General features: G+C 75.7%; 6 protein-coding genes. All 6 read right to left on the bottom strand.

The window, feature by feature from the left end; translation table 11 throughout:
• Positions 1–33 precede the first annotated feature (33 nt).
• The gene (locus ACIO92_RS00030; protein ID WP_402280707.1) at positions 34–7,254 is read right to left on the bottom strand and encodes an amino acid adenylation domain-containing protein; all 7,221 of its coding nucleotides are present in this window, start codon (positions 7,252–7,254) and stop codon (positions 34–36) included.
• A gap of 446 nt (positions 7,255–7,700) precedes the next feature.
• Positions 7,701–11,528, bottom strand: coding sequence for a condensation domain-containing protein (locus tag ACIO92_RS00025; protein WP_402280709.1), 3,828 nt, complete (start codon positions 11,526–11,528; stop codon positions 7,701–7,703).
• 62 nt (positions 11,529–11,590) lie between these two features.
• A complete protein-coding gene (locus ACIO92_RS00020) occupies positions 11,591–13,423 on the bottom strand; it encodes an amino acid adenylation domain-containing protein (RefSeq protein WP_401235961.1) in 1,833 nt (610 codons plus the stop codon).
• Positions 13,424–13,430: 7 nt separating this feature from the next.
• On the bottom strand, positions 13,431–14,465 hold the full coding sequence (locus ACIO92_RS00015) for a TauD/TfdA family dioxygenase (RefSeq protein WP_402055732.1): 1,035 nt from the start codon (positions 14,463–14,465) through the stop codon (positions 13,431–13,433).
• Between the two features lie 177 nt (positions 14,466–14,642).
• Positions 14,643–15,434, bottom strand: a complete 792-nt coding sequence (locus ACIO92_RS00010) for a thioesterase II family protein (RefSeq protein ID WP_402280711.1) — start codon at positions 15,432–15,434, stop codon at positions 14,643–14,645.
• Positions 15,431–16,312, bottom strand: an 882-nt coding sequence (locus ACIO92_RS00005; RefSeq protein ID WP_366440948.1) for a phosphopantetheine-binding protein, incomplete at its 5' end; no start/stop codon positions are given. The genes ACIO92_RS00010 and ACIO92_RS00005, both read right to left, overlap by 4 nt.

The following is a 16,312-nucleotide window of genomic DNA, read 5'->3' as shown; positions in this document are numbered from 1 at the left end:
GGGCTGGTGTGGAGTCCGTCTGCGGAATTCTGTTCAGTGGGTGTGCGTGTTGCTGAAGGAGTCGAGCTTCCCGGCGACGATCCGGCCGATCTCCCGGAGGGGCGCGGGTTCGGTCATGCCCAGGTGGGTGGAGTCGACCGTGTGGTTCTCCAGGTTCCCGTCGAGGAAGGGACGCCACGAGGCGGCGAGCGCCCCCGGTTCCTCGCCCGGCCGTCGGGCCGTGAAGAACACCGTGTCCGCTGCGGCACGTCCGGGCACGTACCGGGCCATCAGTTCGGCGTGGGTGCGGGAGGCGCCCGCCACGGCCCGCAGTTCCGCGTCGGTGAACCCGGCGAGCACCGGATCGTCCCGGCGCGCCGCCTCGACCGCGGCGGCCACCGCCGCCGGGTCGGAGGAGTCGGGGCCGTCGGCCGCCGCCGCGGCGGCACCGGCGTGCGCGGGGCTGCCGGGACCGGTCCGGTGCACGTCCATCAGGGCCAGCAGCTCCACCCGCTCCCCGAGCTCCGCGAGCCGTACGGCCATGGCGTGCGCCACGGTGCCGCCGAAGGACCAGCCGAGCAGCCGGTAGGGGCCCCACGGCTGCACGAGCCGGACCCGCTCCAGATACTCCTCGGCCATCTCCTCCACGCTGCCCGGGGCGTACCCAGGTTCGCTCAGGGCGCGGGCCTGGAGGGCGTACAGCGGCTGGTCCTCGCCGAGGTGCCGGGCGAGCCCGGCGTACGACCAGCCGACCCCCGTCCCGGGGTGCACGCAGAACAGCGGGCGTCGGCGGCCCCGGGTGCTCAGCGGCAGCAGCACCCCCATGGCGCCGCCGTCGGCGCCGTCCTGCTCGTGCGCCCGGAGCAGCCCGGCGACGGTCGGGGTGCGGAAGAGGTCACGGACCCCGCGCTCCACGCCCAGGACCGTCCGCATCCGGCTCACGAGCCGGACGCCGAGGAGCGAATGGCCGCCCAGGGTGAAGAAGTTGTCGTCGATGCCGACCTCCGGCACCTTGAGGATCTCGGCGAAGAGGCCGCACAGCACCTCCTCGCGGGCGCTGCGGGGGCGTCGGCCCGAAGCCGTCGCGGCGGGCCGCTCGGGGGCGGGCAGGGCCCGGCGGTCGGGCTTCCCGTTGACGGTCAGCGGGACGGCGTCCAGGACGACCACGGCGGCGGGCACCAGATGCGCGGGCAGCTCGGCGGCGGCCGTCGCCAGGACCTCGGCCCCGGTGACCGAGGTACCCGCGCGGGGGACCACGTACCCGACGAGTTCCTTCTCGCCCGGCCGGTCCTCCCGGACGACGACCACGGCCTGTCCGACGGCGGGGTGCCGGGACAGGGCCTCCTCGGCCTCGCCGGGCTCGATGCGGAAGCCGCGCAGCTTCACCTGGCCGTCGGCCCGGCCGAGGAACCGCAGTTCGCCCTCGGGTGTCCGGCACACCAGGTCACCGGTGCGGTACATCCGCCCGCCGTCGCCGTACGCGTCCGGCACGAACCGTTCCGACGTCAGCGCCGGCCGCCCCACGTACCCCCGGGCGACGTGCGAGCCCGCCACGTACAGCTCTCCCGGCACCCCCGGCGGCACGGGCCGCAGCCGCTCGTCGAGGACGTAGCCCCGGGTGTTGTCCATCGGCCGCCCCAGGAACACCCCGGGCAGCGTCCGCTCGTGGACGGCGAACCGCTGGTTGTGCGAGGCGAAGGTGGTCTCGGTGGGACCGTAGGAGTGGACGACCACGGTGTCCGGGCAGTGCGCGAGGACCCGGCGCAGGGCGCTCGGGGAGGCCGTGTCGCCGCCCGTCCACACCTCCTTGAGGAGCCGCAGCGTGTCGAGACCCTCGTCGGCCATCACATGGAAGAGGCCCATCGTGAAGTAGGCGGCGGTGACCCCGTGGGCCCGGACCGTCCGGTCCAGTTCCGCCAGGTCGGCGCCGTCCCCGGGGGCGATCACCAGCTCCCCGCCGTGCAGCAGCGGCACCCACAGCTCGTACGTGGAGGCGTCGAAGCCGATCGCCGAGTGCACCAGCATCCGGGCGTGGTGGGCGACGTCCCACTCGCGGTCCGCGGCCAGCGCCGCCACGTTGGCGTGGGTGACCCCGACGCCCTTGGGGCGGCCGGTGGAGCCCGAGGTGAACATCACGTACATGAGGTCGTCGGCGGCGACCGGGACCCCGGGATCGCCCGGGTCCGGCGCCGCACCGTCCGTCGTGCCGCCGCCTCCCGTGTCGCCGTCCGCCGCGTCCGCGACGAGCACCGGAAGACCGGCCTCCCGCGCCGCCGTCACGGCCGCCGCGTCCGCCAGGGAGCCGTCCGTGACCAGGGCGCCCGCCCCCGCGTCCGCCAGCATCATCGCCAGGCGCGCCTCCGGCAGCGCCGGGTCCAGCGGCAGATAGGCCGCGCCGCACTTGAGGGCCGCGAGCGCCGCCACCACGAGCAGCGGACCGCGCTCCAGGAGGACGCCGACAGCGGGGCGCGGGGCGGGCGCGGCGGCGAGCAGCCGGTGCGCCAGGACGTTGGCCCGGGAGTCGAGTTCGGCGTACGAGAGGGTCTCGGCGCCGAAGGTCACGGCGGGCGCGTCGGGCGTCCGGCGGGCCCGCTCCGCGAGCAGGACGTGCACCGGGCCCGGGGCGAACGGCCCCTCGGCGGCGGCGTCGTGGACGGTGTCGTCGTGCTCCCGCACGAGCAGCGCGTGCTCCTCGGGCGTCAGCCGCCCCAACTCCCCTATCCGCAGGCCCGGATCGGCCGCCACCGCCTCCAGGGTCGTGGCGATCCGGCCGGCCAGCAGCCCGGCGGTGGCCGCGTCGTACAGGTCGGTGGCGTACTCCAGACCGCCGGAGAGCCCGGCGGGCACGCCGTCCGGGCCGTGGGCCTCCCACAGCGCGAGCGTCATGTCGAACTTGGTCGAGCCGTTCTCCACCGCCACCGGAGTCCCGGCGAGGGCCGCGTCACCGAGTCCGGCCGTGTAGTCCTGGTGGAGCTGCACGATCACCTGCACCAGCGGGTGATGGGCGGTGGAACGGCGCGGGTTGAGGTGCTCGACGAGCCGGTCGAAGGGGAGTTCCTGGTGGGCGTAGGCCGCCAGAGCGGTCTCCCGGACCCGGCCGAGCAGCTCCCGGAACGACGGGTCGCCCGAGGTGTCCGTCCGCAGCACCAGCGTGTTGACGAAGAAGCCGACGAGCCCGCCGAGGGCGTCGTCGTCGCGGCCCGCCGCCATCGTGCCGAGCGGCAGGTCCGTGCCCGCGCCGTGCCGGGTCAGGGTCGCGGCGAGGGCCGCCTGCACCACCATGAACAGGGTGGTGCCGGTCTCCCGGGCCAGCCGGGCCAGCGCCGTGTGCGTCGAGGGGGTCACGTCCAGCGGGACCCGGGCGCCCCGGTGGGTGGCCTCGGCGGGCCTGGTGCGGGCCACCGGAAGCTCCAGGACCGGCGGCAGGTCCGCCAACTCCCGCTCCCAGAAGGCGAGATCGCTGTCCGCGCGTCCGTCATGGGCCGCGCCGAGCTGCCACAGGGTGTAGTCGGCGTACTGCACCGGCAGCGGCTCCCGGTCGGGGGCCCGTCCCGCGAGCCGGGCACCGTAGGCGGCCGAGAGGTCCGCGAGCAGCGGGCCCGTGGACCAGCCGTCGCCCGCGATGTGGTGCAGGAGCAGCACCAGCACCTGACCGCTGCCGTCGTCCGGGGTGATCAGCCAGGCCCGCAGGGGCACGTCCCGCGCCAGGTCGAACACATGCCCGGCGGCCGAGGCCAGGGCGCGGTCCAGCTCCCCGGCGGGCACCTCCGCCACTTCGAGCACCGGCCGCGCGCCGTCCAGGATCCGCTGGTACGGCTCGCCCTCGACCGCCGGGTACACCGTCCGCAGCACCTCGTGCCGGGCGGCGACGTCCGCGAGCGCGGCGGTCAGCGCCGGAGCGTCCAGGGCCCGCGCGGGCCGCAGCACGATCGGAATGTTGTACGAGGGACCGGCGCCCTCCAGCTCGTTCACGAACCACAGCCTGCGCTGGGCGTACGACAGCGGCAGCCGCTCCGGCCGCCGGGCGGCCCTGACCAGCGGCTCCCGCCGCGAACGCCCCCGCCCGGCCGGTCCCTCCCCGGCCGCTCCGTCCCCGGTCGCCCGGCCGTCCGCGCCCTGGGCGTCCCCGTCCGCCGGGCGCTCCGCGATCCGGCGGGCGAGCCGGGCGGGGCTCGGCGCCAGGAAGAGGTCCCGGATGCGGACCTCGACGCCGAGGAGCGCGCGGACCCGGTTGCAGAGCCGCACCCCCGACATGGAGTGCCCGCCGATGGAGAAGAAGTCCTCGTCGGCGCCGACCCGTTCGACCCCCAGCACCTCGGCGAACAAGGCCTGGAGGGCCTCCTGGTGCGGGGCCGCGCCCTGCCCGGCGCCGCTCCCGGCCGACCGCTCCGCCTCCGCCGCTCGGGCGGCCAGCCCGGCGACGGCCGTACGGCGCGCCGCGAGCCCTTCCCGCTCCTCCGGCGCCACCAGGGCGAGCGAGGAGGGCCGCAGCTCCGGGTCGGCGGCGCACGCCCGCAGCACCCGCTCGAAGACGTCCAGGAGCAGCCGCGCGGTCGACCCGTCGAAGAGATCCGTGGCGTACTGAAGCCAGATGTCGAGCCCGGTGGCGTTCCCCGCCTCGTCCCGGCCGTCGAAGCAGGACGCCATCAGGTCGAACTTGGCGACCCGCAGCCCACTGTCCGCGAAACGCCCCCGCAGCCCGCCGAGTTCCGTCGTCCGCTCACCGCCCGGCGCCTCGCCCTGCACGGTCAGCATCACCTGGAACAGCGGGTGACGGCCCAGGACGCGCTCCGGGTTGAGCTGCTCCACGAGCAGGTCGAAGGGCAGCTCCTGGTGGGCGTAGGCGGCGAGGTCGGCGTCCCGCACGCGCTCCACCAGCTCCCCGAAGGTCGGCGCGCCCGAGGTGTCGGTGCGCAGGACCAGCGTGTTCACGAAGAAGCCGACCAGATCGCCCAGCGCCTCGTCGGAGCGCCCCGCCACCGGGGTGCCCAGGGGGACGTCGGTGCCGGTACCGGTGGCGGCCAGGGTGACCGCGAGCGCCGCCTGGAGCACCATCATCATGCTCGCGCCGCGCTCGTCGGCGAGCCGGGCCAGCCGGCCCTGGACGTCCGCGTCGAGCCGGGCGGTGACCGTGGCGCCCCGGTGCGAGGGATCGGCGGGCCGCGGCCGGTCCACCGGGAGCGGCGCCGCCCCCGGCATCCCCGCCAACGTGGCCTTCCAGTAGGTGAGCTGACGGTGCGCCAGGCTCTCGGGATCTGTCACCTCGCCGAGCAGCTCGTGCTGCCAGAGGGTGTAGTCGGCGTACTGCACCGGCAGCGGCTCCCGGCCGGGCGCGCGGCCCGCGAGCCGGGCTTCGTAGGCGGTGGCCAGGTCCCGGAGCAGCGGATCGACCGACCAGCCGTCACCGGCCACGTGGTGCAGCAGCAGGACGAGCGTGGACCCGCCGTCCCCGGTGTCGATGAGACGGGCCCGGAAGGGCCGCTCACGGGTGAGGTCGAAGGGCTCGGCGGTCCGCGCGGCGACCCGCGCGGCCAGCTCCCCGGGGGCGCACCTCTCGACGGTGAAGAGCGGCGCCGCCGTGTCCAGGACGTGCTGGTACGGCTCGCCCCCGGCGGCCGGGAACACCGTCCGCAGCACCTCGTGGCGCTCCACCAGGTCCGTCAGGGCGGCGGCCAGCGCGACCCGGTCGGGCAGCCCGTCCAGCTCCACCACGACGGGCATGTTGTACGTCGCCGAGGGCCCCTCCATCCGGCCGATGAGCCACAGCCTGCGCTGCGCGGCCGACAGCGGCACCCGGTCGGCCTCGTCGAGGAGCACCAGCGGCGGGCACGGGTCGGTGGTCCGCAGGACCTTCCGGGCGATCTTCCCCGAACTCGTCCGGGGCAGCTCCGGGACCAGCGCGACCACGCTCGGCACGGCTGCGGCGGGCATCGACTCCCGTACGGCGTGCCGGAGTTCCTCCGCCCCGACACCCGGCTCGACCACGGCGAAGGCGACCAGCCGCTTGACCCCGGCCTCCGCCTCCTGGGCGACCACGGCCACCTCGCGGACCCCGGGGTGGCCGGAGAGCACCGACTCCACGGAAGCCGGATCGATCCGCTGGCCGCCGATCTTCACCTCGTCGTCGATCCGGCCGTGGTAGTCGATCTGCCCGTCGGTCCGGAAGCTCGCCACGTCCCCGGTCCGGTAGGCGCGCTCGCCGCCCAGCGATGTGAACCGGCGCGCGTTCAGCTCCGGACGTCCGAGGTAACCCAGCGTCAGACCGCCGCCCAGGAGCCACAGTTCACCGTCCACGAGCGCACCGCGCACCCCCGGCAGCGGACGACCGATGGGCACGGGACCGTCCCCGTAGCCGGACAGGTCCGCGACGGTGGCGACGACGGTCGTCTCCGTCGGACCGTACACGTTGAGGAGCCGCACCCGGCCCTCCACCAGACGGCACCACTGCGCCACCCGCTCGGGCAGCGCGGCCTCGCCGTAGATGAGGACCGTGCGCAGGCGGTCCGGGAGCGCGACGAGACCGGCGGCCAGCGCGTAGACCAGCTCGTGCCAGTACGCGGCGGGCAGATCGAGCACGCTCACCCCGTGGGCCGCACAGCCCGCGAGGAGGTCCCGCACGTCCAGCATGTCGTCGGTGCGGAGCACCAGGACACCGCCCGCGCCGAGCGTGCAGAAGATCTCCTGCACACTGGCGTCGAAGTGCAGCGGGCTGAACTGCAGCACCCGGTCCCCGGCGCCGATGCCGTACGCCGGGGTCGCCCCGGCCACGAAGTGGGCGAGCGAACCGTGCCCGACGACCACGCCGTTGGGCGTTCCCGTCGAACCGGACGTGTAGATGACGTAGGCGGCGTCCTCGGGAGCCCCGGGGCCGCCGAGCACCAGCTCGCCCCGCGCGGCGACCTCGGCCGGCTCGGGCGCGGCGTCCCCGCAGGCGTCGGCGAGGATCGCCGCGTTGCGGGCGTCCGGCGCCTGGATGTCCAGCGGCAGATACGCGGCGCCGGTCCGCAGCACGGCCAGCAGCCCCACGATCGCCCGCACACCACGAGGCCGGTGCACCGCGACCAGCCGCCCGGGGCCCGCCCCGAGCGCGGCCAGTTCGGCGGCCCGCGCGGCGACGGCCCCGGCCAGCTCGCCGTACGTCATCCGCTCGTCCCCGTGGACCAGCGCGAGCCGCCCGGGGCCCGCGGCGACCCGGGCGTCGATCCGGTCCAGCACGCGCGGCGCGGGCCGCACCGCGGGGCCGCCGTCGAGGAGCATCGGCTCGGGTGCGGGCATCGTGGGTCCTCCAACGGGAACGGGGGTGAGGGCCGGGGGCGTCGGTGCCGCTCGCCTCCGTGCCCCCACGCTAGGCGCGCCCCACCGGCCCGGCGGGCAGTCCCTCCGGCAGAATCCCCGGCGATACTGCCGCCAGGGGCTACCGCCGGGGGAGCCGTGGTGCGGGCCGCACCGCCGGGAGCCGCCTCCCCGGAGACGGACGCCGTGCGGGCGCCCGTCCCGCAGGGGAGGCGGTCCCCGCAGGCGTGCGGGCGGGCAGGAGCGGGAGCAGCCGTCAGGCCCCGGCCGACCGGACCGTCTCGCATCGGACCGTCTCGCCCCGGACCACCCCGCACCGGTCGTCCCCCGGTGAAGCCGCTCCCCGGTGAAGCCGCTCCCCGGCGGAGCCGTCCGCCCCGGTGGGGCCCACGCGCGGCGTGCACGCCCCGGGTGCCCCGTCCCGGCCGTCAGCTCGTCGGCACCCGCGTCCCCGCCCGGGTGCGGCGGCGCAGGGCGGGCGCCTTCGCCGGGCTCTGCGCGGCGGGCTCGGCGAGCCGCGCGGCGAGGGTGGCGACCGTCGGATGGCGGAACACCTCCCGCAGGGTGATCTCCCGGCCGAGGTCCGCCCGCACCCGGTTCACCAACTGCACCGCGAGCAGCGAATGCCCGCCCACCCGGAAGAAGTTGTCGTCCCGGCCGACCGCACGACCGCCGAGCAGCTCCGTGAACAGGGCGCCGACCCGCTCCTCCCACGGCGTGGCCGCCTCCACCGGCGGCTCCTGCCCCGGCTCCGGCAGGGCCGCCGCGTCGACGGCGCCGTCCGCGTCCCTCGGCAGCCCGGACAGGACCACCACCACCGCGGGCACCAGATACTCGGGCAGCCGCCCGGCCGCCCAGGACCGCAGCTCCGCCACCTCCGCCGCCGCCGCGCCGGGCCGCCGCACCACATAGGCGAGCAGCCGGTCCGCGCGGACCGTCGTGGCCGCCTCCGCGACCGCCGGATGCGCGGTGAGCGCCGCTTCCACCCGGCCGGGCTCCACCACGTACCCGCCGACAGCGCTGTCCCCGAGCGTCCGCAGCACCCCGTCGGCGCCCCGCACCGCCCGCCGCCCGGTCCGCACCGGCGCCGCGCCCGCCGCGCCCCCGCGCCGGTGCACCTCACCCGGTACGCCCACCGGCACCGGGCGTCCCCGCCCGTCCAGGACGACCTCCTCACCGTCCGCCGCCGCACCGGCCGTGACATCCGCGTACACCAGGTCCTCCACCCGCTGCTCCGGGTCGGCGGCGACCGCCCGCAGCGTGGCCACCAGACGCGCCGTGAGCAGCGCGGCGGTCGCCGGGGTGAAGAGGTCCGTCGCGTACTCCAGTACGCCCGTCAGCCCGCCCGGCTCCCCGGCGGCGTCCCGGCCCGCCGTCAGGGCGAAGGTCAGATCGGTCTTGGCGCTGTCCGTCCCGAACGGCACCGGCGTCCCCGACAGGGCCGAGGGCGCCGCCCCGCCGGCGGAGGTGTGCACCTGGAGCATCACCTGCACCAGCGGGTGATGGGCCGAGGACCGGCGCGGGTTGAGGTGCTCCACGAGCCGGTCGAAGGGCACGTCCTGGTGCCCGAAGGCCCCGAGGTCGGTCTCCCTGACCCGGCCGAGCAGCTCCGTGAAGCGCGGGTCGCCGTCCGTGGACGTCCGCAGGACCAGGGTGTTCACGAAGAACCCGGCGAGCCGGTGCAGGGCGTCGTCGCCGCGCCCCGCCACCGTGGTGCCCACCACGGGCTCGGACCCGGCCCCGTGACGGCTCAGCAGCGCGAGCAGCGCCGCCTGCACCACCATGAACAGGGTCGTACCGGTGGCGTGCGCGGTACGCACCAGGGCCCGGTGGGTCTCCGCGTCCAGGGAGAAGGGGGCCAGGGCGCCCCGGTGGGAGGGCTCGGCCGGACGCGGACGGTCGGTGGGCAGTCCGATCAGCGGCGGAAGACCCGCCAGATTCTCCTTCCAGTAACCCAGCTGACGACTCATCAGGCTGTCCGCCCGTTCGGCGTCCCCGAGCAGCTCCCGCTGCCACAGGGTGTAGTCGGCGTACTGGACCGGCAGCGGTTCCCGCCCCGGTTCCCGCCCCGCGAGCCGTGCCGTGTACGCCTCGGCCAGGTCGGCGAGCAGATGCTCGGTGGACCAGCCGTCCCCGGCGATGTGGTGCACCAGCAGGACGAGCACCTGACCGCCGTCCGCCGCGCAGTCGATCAGGGTGGCCCGGAAGGGGATCTCCGTCGCCAGGTCGAAGACGTACCCCGCAGCCGTGTCCACCGCCGCCGCGATCCCCGCCGCGTCCGCGACCCGCACCAGCGCGAGCGCGGGCCGGACACCGGACCGGATCTCCTGGTACGGCTCGCCCGCGAGCGAGGGGTACACGGTCCGCAGCACCTCGTGCCGCTCCGCCACGTCCGCGAGCGCCCGCGCGAACGGCCCCGCGAGCAGCGGCCGGTCGAGCCGCCGCACCAGCGGAATGTTGTACGTGGCGCTGCGCCCCTCCAACTGCCCCACGAACCACAGGCTCCGCTGCGCGTACGACAGCGGCAGCCGCTCGGGCCGCTCGGCCGGAGGCACCGGACGCAGCGCCGGGCGCGTCCCGCCGTCGCCGCCCCGTTCCCCGATGCGCCGGGCGAGCCCGGCCGGGGTCGGCGCGAGGAACAGGTCGCGGATGCCCGCCTCCCGGCCCACCACCGTCCGCACCCGGTTCATCAGCTTCCCGGCGAGCAGTGAATGCCCGCCCGAACGGAAGAAGTTGTCCTCCGCGCCGACCCGTCCGAGGCCGAGCACCTCGGCGAAGAGCCCGCAGAGGATCTCCGCGAGCGGCCCCGCGTCCGTCCCCTCCGCCGAGCCCGCCTCCCGCTCCGCCGCGTGCCGCTCGGCCGCGGCGACGGCCAGCCGCTCGTGCCGGTCCGCGAGCGCGGCGCGCTCCTCCTCCCCGACCAGGGCGAGTTTCCCGAGCCGGGCGCCGGGCCGCTCGGCGAAGGCCAGGAGCGACCGGACGTACAGGTCGAGGAGGAGGCGCGCGGTCCCCTCGTCGAACAGGTCCGTCGCGTACTGGACGGCTACCTCCAGTCCGTCGGGTCCGCCCGAAGCGCCCTGCCGTTCGGCGCACACCACCGTCAGGTCGAACTTCGCCGCCGCCAGGTCCGAGGTCTCCAGGGTCGCGGCGACCGGACCGAACGCGATCCGCTCGGGCGCCCCGGCGTCCTGGAGGCTCAGCATCACCTGGAAGAAGGGGTGGTGGGAGAGCGAACGGTCGGGGTTGAGATGCTCCACGAGGAGGTCGAACGGCAGCTCCTCGTGGGCGTACGCGGCGAGGTCGGCGGCCCGCACCCGGTCCACCAGCTCCATGACCGTGGGGTCGCCCGACAGATCGGTGCGCAGCGCGAGCGAGTTCACGAAGAACCCGACCAGCTCGTACAGGTCCTCCTCGGGACGACCCGCGACCGGCGTCCCGATCGCCAGGTCCTCGCCCGCCCCGGCGGCCGAGAGCGCCGTCGCGAGCGCCGCCCGCACCACCATGAACAGGCTCGCGCCCGCCTTCCGCGACAGCGTGAGCAGCCCCCGGTGGGCCTCCGGGCCGATCCGCGCGGTGACCGTACCGCCCCGGTGGCTGGGCTCGGCCGGCCGGGGCCGGTCCGCGGGCAGCGCCGTCACCGGCGGCAGCCCCGCCAGGGCCTCCGTCCAGTGGTCCAGCTGCTCGCGGGCCAGGCTGCCGGGGTCGGCCGGATCGCCGAGCAGCTCGTGCTGCCACAGGGTGTAGTCGGTGTAGCGGACGGGGAGTCCGGGCCGGTCGGGTGCCTTCCCGGCGAGCCTCGCCGCGTACGCCTCCGTGAGGTCACGCAGCAGCGGGCCGAGCGACCAGCCGTCGGTGGCCACGTGGTGGAGCAGCAGGACGAGCACCGAGCCGGGGCCGTTCACGGGAAGGAGAAGGGTCGCGCGGAAGGGCAGTTGGGAGCCGATGTCGAAGGTCTCCCGGCCGAGGAGGGCGACCCGCTCGTCCAGCTCGGACGCCGGGCACTCCCGTACCGACAGGGTGATGCCGGTTTCCGGGGCGACGTCCTGGTACGGCTCCCCGTCCGGCCCGGCGGGGAACACCGTGCGCAGCACCTCGTGCCGCCGGACCAGGTCCCCGAGCGCCGCCCGGAGGGCCGGAAGGTCCGGGACCCCGTCGAGCCGCAGCACGACCGGCGCGTTGTACGTCGAGGACGGGCCGTCGAGCCGGTTCAGGAACCACAGACGGCGCTGGGCGAAGGACAGGGGGATCACGGTCATCCTCGGGGTGATCGGGGGCGAGTGGAGCGGGGCCGTAAGGGCGGGGGCGCGGAGTGCGGAGGTCAGGGCTTCGGGGCGGCGAGCAACTCCTCGATGTGCCGGGCCAGATCACGCAGGCGCGGGTGCGAGTAGACCGCCTTCACCGGCAGCGCCACCTTCAGCTCGGCCCGCACCCGCGAGACCAGCTTGATCGCGAGCAGCGAGTGGCCGCCCAGTTTGAAGAAGTTGTCCTCGGGGCCGATCCGGGAGGCGCCGAGCACCGTGGCCCACACACCGCCGATCAACCGCTCGACCTCGCCGGAGAGTTCACCGGTGTCGACGGCGCCCGCCGACTCCCGCGCGGCGGGCGCGGGCAGCGCGGCCCGGTCCAGCTTGCCGTTCGTGGTGGTGGGGAAGCGCTCCAGCGCGGTGAACGAGGACGGCACCATGTACGAGGGCAGCTCGGCCGCGAGCAGGGTGCGCAGCTCCTCCGCCGTCACCCCGGCGCCGGTCGCCACCCGGTAGTAGGCGGCGAGTCCCGGCGTGCCGCCCTGGTCCTCCCGTACGAGCACCGCGGCTTCGGCGACGCCCGGGAGGCGGGTCAGCGCGGCCTCGATCTCCGGCAGTTCGATGCGGTGGCCGCGCAGCTTCACCTGTCCGTCGGTGCGGCCCAGGGAGACCAGCCGGCCGTCCGGGCGCATCCGGCACAGGTCACCGGTCCGGTACATCCGGCCGCCGCCCGCCGGGTCCTCGACGTCCGGTACGAACCGGTCCGCCGTCAGGGCGGGGCGACGCCGGTATCCGCGTCCGACCCGGGGCCCGGCGAGGTACAGCTCGCCGGTCGCGCCCTCGGGGACCGGCCGCAGCCTCTCGTCCAGGAGCCGCGTCCGCAGTCCCGGGAGCGCGGTGCCGATGTGCGGTTCCGTGTCCGGCCCCTCGATCCACCCGGCGGTGGAGTCGACCGTGCACTCGGTGGGCCCGTACAGGTTCACCGCACGGACCGTCCCGGCGGCGGCGCGGGCCGCGATCCGCTCCCACAGCGCGGGCGACACCGCCTCACCGCCCACCAGGAGGGTCAGCGGGCGCGGCCCGCCGTCGGCCGACAGCAGGTCGAGCAGCGGATCGGCGTGCGAGGGCGTCAGATCGAGATCGGTGAGGGCGTGCGCGTCCACGAAGGCGGCGAGCAGCGCGGGGTCCCGCCTGGTCTCCTCGTCGACCATCACCAGGGTGTCGCCCCGGCAGAGCCGTACCCACTGCTGGACGGAGGCGTCGAAGGAGGGGGAGGCGTTCCAGCCGACCCGTCCGCCGTCGGTGACGGCGATGCCCGCCCCCTCCAGCTCGTCGAGCAGCGCGGCGGCGGACGCCCGGCCGATCTCCACGCCCTTGGGGCGGCCGGTGGACCCGGAGGTGTAGATGACGTAGGCGAGCGTGTCGGCGGACACCGGCAGCGGCCGGAACCCACCCGCGTCCGGACCGGGCGCGCTCAGCTCGGCGGCGGTCAGGTGCGGCACGCCCCCGGTGAGCGGCTCCGCCCCGGCCCCGGACGTCACGACCAGGTCGGCGCGGGCGTCCTCCACGAGATAGCGGCGCCGGTCGGCGGGCAGGTTCGGGTCGACGGGCAGATAGGCGGCACCGGCGGTGAGGGTGCCGACGAGGGCGGCGACGAGGTCCGCGCCGCGCGGCAGGCAGAGCGCGACGACGCTCTCGCGGCCGATCCCGAGACCGGCGAGGCGGGCGGCGATCCGGGCCGCCTCGGCGCGCAGCTCCGCGAAGTCGAGGGTGCGGTCGGCGGCGACCACGGCGGTACGGCCGCCGGGGACCCGGGCGAGCCGCTCCATCAGGTCGGCGGGCGCGGCGGACGGGACGGTGGTACGGGGGGCGGGCGCGGTGGCGCGCTCGGGCAGGACGGCGGTCATCTCGGGTTCACTCCCCGTGGCGGGCGGTCGAAGGGGCGGTCTCGGGGGCGCAGTCGGCCAGGGCGACCGGCTCGCCCATGGCGACGAGGATCTTCCGGTCGCCCGCGTACGCCTCGCGGCCGTGGGCGCACAGGACGTTGTCGACGAGCATCAGGTCGCCCCGCTGCCAGGTCTCGCGGACGGTGACCCGGTCGTAGACCTCGTTGACGATGTCCACCTCGGCGTCGGTGAGGGCCGTTCCGTCGCCCAGATAGGTGGAGAACGGCAGGCCGTCCTCGCCGTACGTCTCCAGGAGGACCTCGCGGACGTCCTCGTCGAGGGTGCGGCTGTTCCAGAACGCGAAGTGGTTGAACCAGACCTTCTCGCCGGTCACCGGGTGGGTGACGATCGCCGAGCGGCGCTGGGTGGTCCGCATCGAGTCGTCGTCGAGCCACTCGTAGCCGACGGTGTTCTCCCGGCAGTAGGCCTCGGCGACGGACTTGTCCTCGGTGGCGAAGGTCTTGTACCAGGGCAGGCCCGCCAGCTCGGAGTAGTTGCGCACCAGGAGCCAGCCGGCCCGCGCGAAGCGCTCGGCGAGCTCGGGCGGCAGCAGCCGCAGGGCCTCGCGCATGTCGCCGACGGTGGTGGCGCCGCCCACGGCGGGCGCGGTGACGCAGCCGAAGAGCAGCACGCCGGGGAAGTCCAGGGTGTAGCTGTTCTCGTTGTGCAGCCGGATCGGCTGCACGGCCGGCAGGTCGGTGGAGGAGAACACGCCCTCGCCGAAGTCGGTGCGCGGGGTGGCCTTCTCCTTGTATCCGGCGCGCTCCCGGATGAGGGAGTCCCGGGCGCGGGCGAAGTCGGCCGCGTCGGTGACCGGGAGGCCCCGCAGGAGGACCGCGCCGGAGCGGTGCAGCTCGGCCCGGACGGCGTCCCGCTGCCCGTCCAGCCAGGCGGCGGCCTCGGCCATGGAGTCGAAGGCCGGGGTGCGGACGACGACGGGCTTGCCGGGCTCGCGGACGATGTCGAGCGCGGTCGCCGTGGTCGGTTCGGCGTACGTGGTCATGGGAAGTCCTCGGATCGGTCGGTGCGGAAGGGACAGCGGAAGGAGAAGAAGAGGAAGCGGAGGAAGAAGAGGAAGCGGGGGAGGCGGTGGGGCGAGGGGGCGGCCTTCGGGGTGCGGCCGGGGGCCGGGCCGCCGGTGATCCCGATCCCGTCGGTGAGGAGGGGAGACGGGTGGGGGTCAGACCGCGCTCGGGGTCGGGGCGGGCGCCACGGCGGCGTCGAGCACCGGGTTGACCAGCGCGAAGAACGCGTCGAGCCGCTGCTGGAAGTAGAAGTGACCGCCGGGCAGCACCTCGGTGGTGAAGGCGTGCTCGGTGACCCCGGCCCAGTGGCGCAGGTTCTCCGCCGGTGCCACCGGGTCGGCGTCGCCGCCGATGACGGTGACCGGGCAGTCCACCCGGGCGTCCCGGTCGGCGCACTGGTAGACGTCGTCGATGGCGAAGTCCGCACGGATCGACGGCAGGACGATCTCCCGCAGCTCCGGCTCGTCCAGGATCGAGTCGTCGGTGCCGCCCCGCTCCTTGATCGCCGCCACCAGGGCGTCGTCGTCGAGGAGTTCGGGGTGTACGGCGCACGGGTTGGCGAGGAACGGCGCCCGGCAGGCCGAGGCGATCAGGGCGCGCGGGGTGCGCCCGGCCGTCTGGAGGGCACGGACGACCTCGAAGGCGACCAGGGAGCCCATGCTGTGCCCGAGGACCACCAGTTCGCCCGCGTCGGCCGGGAGCGCCTCCACGACAGGCCCGGACAGATCGTCCACGGACTCCGGAAGGTCCTCCGAGAAGCGTGCCCCCCGGCCCGGGTACTGGCCGATCAGCAGCCGTACGTCCGACGGCAGGTGCTCCCGCCACTCGGCGTAGGCGTGGGCGTTGCCGCCCGCGTGCGGGAGGACCAGGAGCGAGAGCCGGTGCGGCCCGCTGCCGGGCAGGTCCCAGACGACGTCCTCGGGCGCGGGGCGCGGGTCGTGGGTCATGAACTTCTCCGATCGGTGTGGGTGTCGTCGGCGGTACGGCGGCGCAGCGCGGGCCTGGCCCGCTTGGCCGGGGCCGTCTCCTGGGCCGCCACATGGGCGGCGAGGGCGGCCGGGGTGGGATGCAGGAAGACGTCGCGGGTGGTGAGCCGGGCGGGGAGGGCGGAGCCGAGCGCGGTGGCGACGCGTCCGGTGAGGCGGGCGGCGAGCAGGGAGTGGCCGCCGAGGTCGAAGAAGTCGTCGTCGACGCCCACGGGTCCGCTCGCGCCGAGCACGTCGGCGAACAGCGCGCACAGGGTCCGCTCGACGGGGGTGCGCGGCGGACGTCCGCCGCCGGTGGTACGGGTGGGCGCGTCGACCCGGGGCAGGGCCCGCTTGTCGATCTTCCCGTTGGCGGTCAGCGGCAGCCGGTCCAGGACGGCGATCCTGGCGGGCACCAGATGCTCGGGGAGCAGACCGCGCAGACGGTCCCGCAGCGCGGCCGGGTCGGCGGCGGGGCCCGCCGGGTCGGCCACGACGTATCCGACGAGGATCTTCTCGCCGCCCTCCTCGGGCCGGCCGGGGTCACCGTCCGTGCGGACCAGGACCGTCGCCTGGGCGACCGAGTCGTCGCTCAGCAGGGCCGCCTCGACCTCGGCGGGTTCGACCCGGAAGCCACGGATCTTGACCTGTTCGTCGGCGCGCCCGAGGTAGTCGAGTGCTCCGTCGGGCCTGCGTCTGACCAGGTCTCCGGTGCGGTAGAGGCGGGTGCCGGGGGGTCCGTAGGGGTTGGGGGTGAAGTGGGTTGCGGTGGTGGTGGGTTGGTGGTGGTAGCCGTGGGCGAGGCCGTGTCCGGTGAGGTAGAGCTCGCCGGTGGTGCCGGGGGGTGTGGGGTTGAGGTG

The organism is Streptomyces sp. NPDC087215 (genome assembly GCF_044744885.1).
Lineage (GTDB): Bacteria > Actinomycetota > Actinomycetes > Streptomycetales > Streptomycetaceae > Streptomyces.
The sequence above is the reverse complement of the archived record's forward strand: the minus strand, read 5'-3'. Positions and strand labels throughout refer to the sequence as shown.

Coding starts and splice junctions, on each gene's coding strand:
- ACIO92_RS00030 (WP_402280707.1), bottom strand. CDS start 7,254: ATGCCCGCACCCGAGCCGATGCTCCTCGACGGCGGCCCCGCGGTGCGG.
- ACIO92_RS00025 (WP_402280709.1), bottom strand. CDS start 11,528: ATGACCGTGATCCCCCTGTCCTTCGCCCAGCGCCGTCTGTGGTTCCTG.
- ACIO92_RS00020 (WP_401235961.1), bottom strand. CDS start 13,423: ATGACCGCCGTCCTGCCCGAGCGCGCCACCGCGCCCGCCCCCCGTACC.
- ACIO92_RS00015 (WP_402055732.1), bottom strand. CDS start 14,465: ATGACCACGTACGCCGAACCGACCACGGCGACCGCGCTCGACATCGTC.
- ACIO92_RS00010 (WP_402280711.1), bottom strand. CDS start 15,434: ATGACCCACGACCCGCGCCCCGCGCCCGAGGACGTCGTCTGGGACCTG.